This window comes from Pseudomonas sp. 05T35 (assembly GCF_056396605.1).
Map to the genome: position 1 here is coordinate 1 of NZ_JBFTLU010000464.1, position 3446 is coordinate 3446.

4 protein-coding genes are annotated in these 3446 nt (G+C 56.9%); 3 read left to right on the plus strand and 1 reads right to left on the minus strand.

The annotated features are described in order from the left end of the window. On the plus strand, positions 1 to 507 hold a 507-nt coding region (locus tag AC1DH9_RS25355), incomplete at its 5' end, for a glycosyl hydrolase family 18 protein (protein WP_477809002.1). A 91-nt stretch (positions 508 to 598) separates the two neighbouring features. On the opposite strand, the gene alaC is transcribed toward AC1DH9_RS25355, so the two are convergent. After that, positions 599 to 1804, minus strand: a complete 1206-nt coding sequence (alaC, locus tag AC1DH9_RS25360; RefSeq protein ID WP_427536018.1) for an alanine transaminase — start codon at positions 1802 to 1804, stop codon at positions 599 to 601. A gap of 228 nt (positions 1805 to 2032) precedes the next feature. Here alaC and AC1DH9_RS25365 point away from each other — a divergent pair, with 228 nt between their 5' ends. Both AC1DH9_RS25365 and AC1DH9_RS25370 read left to right on the plus strand, forming a co-directional pair. Next, on the plus strand, positions 2033 to 2695 hold the full coding sequence (locus AC1DH9_RS25365; protein WP_477809003.1) for a LysE family translocator: 663 nt from the start codon (positions 2033 to 2035) through the stop codon (positions 2693 to 2695). 66 nt (positions 2696 to 2761) lie between these two features. Further along, a complete protein-coding gene (locus AC1DH9_RS25370; RefSeq protein ID WP_427536014.1) occupies positions 2762 to 3250 on the plus strand; it encodes a GyrI-like domain-containing protein in 489 nt (162 codons plus the stop codon). Positions 3251 to 3446 lie beyond the last annotated feature (196 nt).

A 3446-nucleotide genomic window follows, 5' to 3' on the forward strand; every position in this document is an offset into this window, starting at 1 on the left:
GTGCAGTACTTGCTGGGGCTGGGTGTTGATTCGAGAAAAATCTGTTTGGGATACGCGGGCTACAGTCGAAATGCGCAACAGGCAATGCTGACAAGTGTTACCCCTTTGATTGGGACATACGCCCCACATGTCGGTACTGACACGCAAGGTTCTTTTGAAAGTGGCGTAATCGAACTCCCAGATATGATTTACAACTATCTGGACTTGGAGAATAAGACCCAGCTCAATGGCTTCATCTTGTACACCGACGACAAGGCCGATGCCGACTTTCTCTACAATCCGACTACTAAATTGTTCATTTCCGCCGATACGCCTCGCACGGTCAAGGCCAAAGGCGAGTATGTGAAAAAATGGAATCTCGCGGGGCTATTCAGTTGGATGGTCGATTATGACAACGGCCTACTGAACAACGCCGCCTGTGAAGGGTGTGGGCGTCCTCTTAAAGGTACGGCAATTATCGACATGACACCTTTCTACTACAAAGGCGCGACTGCTTTACTGCCATAACGCTAGCGATCAACTCCCCGATACGAAAATGCCCCTGTGAGCACAACACTCTCACAGGGGCATTTCCTATTCCGTTTAGAAAGCCGCGAAATCAACCCGCCGCCGCATCCGCCCGGAACATCCCGCGAATCCCGCGTACCGCCTGACGAATCCGGTCCTGGTTTTCGATCAGTGCGAAACGCACATGGTCATCGCCGTATTCACCAAACCCAACCCCCGGCGACACACAGACCTTGGCCTCGGCCAGCAGTTTCTTGGCGAACTCCAGCGAGCCCATATGCGCGTAGGCCTCAGGGATCTTGGCCCAGACGTACATCGAGGCTTTCGGGTTTTCGACCATCCAGCCCAGTTCATGCAGGCCTTTGACCAGCACGTTGCGCCGTTGCCGATACTGCTCGGCGATGTCTTTGACGCACTGTTGATCACCTTCCAGCGCGGCGATGGCCGCCACTTGCAGCGGGGTGAAAGTGCCGTAGTCGTGGTAGCTCTTGATCCGTGCCAGGGCGTTGACCAGTTCCGGGTTGCCGACCATGAAACCGATCCGCCAGCCGGCCATGTTGTAGCTCTTGGACAGGGTGAAAAACTCCACCGCAATGTCCTTGGCGCCCGGCACCTGCATGATCGACGGGGCTTTCCAGCCGTCGTAGACGATGTCGGCGTAGGCCAGGTCATGCACCACCAGCACGTCATATTGTTTGGCGAGGGCGATCACCCGCTCGAAAAAGTCCAGTTCGACGCACTGTGCAGTCGGGTTGGACGGGAAACCGAGAATCATCATCTTCGGCTTCGGAATCGAGCCGCGAATGGCCCGTTCCAGCTCGGCGAAAAAGTCCACGCCGGGGATCAGCGGCACCGAGCGCACTTGTGCGCCGGCAATCACCGCGCCGTAGATGTGGATCGGGTAGCTCGGGTTCGGCACCAACACCGTGTCGCCCTGATCGAGGGTGGCGAGCATCAAGTGCGCCAGGCCTTCCTTGGAGCCGATGGTGACAATGGCTTCGCTTTCCGGGTCGATGTCGACCTGGTAGCGATCCTTGTACCAATTGGAAATCGCCCGGCGCAGACGCGGAATACCCTTGGAGGTGGAGTAGCCGTGGGTGTCTTCGCGCTGGGCGACGGTCACCAGTTTCTCCACGATGTGTGGCGGAGTGGCGCCGTCGGGATTACCCATGCTCAAGTCGATGATGTCTTCGCCACGACGACGCGCAGCCATCTTCAGCTCGGCAGTGATATTGAATACGTAAGGGGGGAGTCGATCTATGCGCGCAAAGCGGCGCGGCGAACCTTGTTCGGCCATTGTTGCCTCGATAACGTAAGCGCCCGGAACCGTCCGAGCGACGCTGGCCACTGCGGTGGCCTGTGGCGGAAGATAAGGGCGCTTATGGCCGATTGTCTAGTGGCGAGGTTCAACTATTTTTCACTACGCGGTTGATCGCATGCGCAAGTTTTCGCTCTCAATCAGTGCGCGCATGCTTCTTGCAAAAGTTGGCATTTACTCAACAACTACTTTTAAACGGGATGAAAAATGGAGTTTTCCAGCGGCTTTTTGCTGAGTCTTTCACTGTGCCTGGACATCGGCGTGGCCAACATTGCGATGATCACACTGGCCATGCAACGTGGGTATTTCCAAGGGTTTGCGTTGGGGCTCGGCACCTGTGTCGGCGACCTGGTATACGCGGTGCTGGCGCTGGCCGGCATGACGGTGCTGTTGCAGTATTCGGCGGTGCKCTGGGTGTTGTGGGTCGGTGGTTCGGCGCTGCTGCTGTACTTCGCGGCGAAGATGATTTATTCGGCGATTTATCACAGCGCCGTGTTGGCGGAGGCCGGTGAGGTCAGTGCCGGYTCCCATCGACGGGAGTTTTTCCGTGGGATTTTTCTGGCAATGTCGTCGCCCAGTGCGATTCTCTGGTTCGCCGCGGTCGGCGGTACGCTGATTGCCCGTTCCGGGGGCGGTAGCCTGAGCAATGCCGCACTGTTTCTGGCAGGGTTCTTTTGCGCCGGGCTGTTGTGGTGCGTTGCCCTGTGCCTGGCGGCGACCCAGGGCGGCAAACTCTTGGGTGACAAGCTGCTGCGCTACTCTTACCTCGCATCTGCAGCGATCTTCTGTTATTTCGCAGTCTACGTGATCGTTTCTGGCTATCAGGAATTTATCCTTCCGGCGGCGGTAGCAGAACTTCCGGGCCTTTGACTGGGGGAATCCGGTTTGGCTTCTATACTTGCAGCCGAACCCACCTTCAGTTGCAGGAGTTGATTCATGGATGATCCAAAAAAGGGCGAACTCGCTGAGCCGCGCTTCGAAGCGGGGCACTTTCTGCTGATCGCCGGACTTGGCGGGCGGTTTAGTGCGGACACCACTGAAGGTATTCCCAAACTCTGGGAGAAATTCGTACCGCACATCGGTAACGTTCCAGGGCAGGTTGGGGAGGTCACCTACGGCGTCTGCTGCAACCCGGATGGTAAAGGTGGGTTTGAGTACATCGCGGGTGTCGAAATCAGCAAGCTCGATGACCTGCCCGAACTCTACCGCTGGATCGAAATACAGCCTCAGCACTATGCGGTGTTCAAGCACGAAGGTGCGCTGGACACCCTACCGCAAACCTTTCAGTACATCTGGAAAACCTGGCTGCCAGCGTCGGGTTACGAGGCTGCCGATGCTCCGGAGTTCGAGCGCTACAGCGACGACTTCAACCCAAAGCTCAATACCGGTGTGCTGGAAATCTGGGTACCGCTCAAAACGGCCTGAACGGGTTGAGAGGCGGCGCATTCAAGCGCCGCCGCCACTCGGCATTTGCACTATTTGTCTTTACTGATTCGCCGCGCTCGCAGCACGTCGATCGTCAGCGTGATAAAGCCAAAAGCACTGATGGTGAACAGCATAAGAAGACCGACCTGAACGCTAGTCATGGTGAGTTTCCCTCTTCATGGCGAAAGACAGGGAC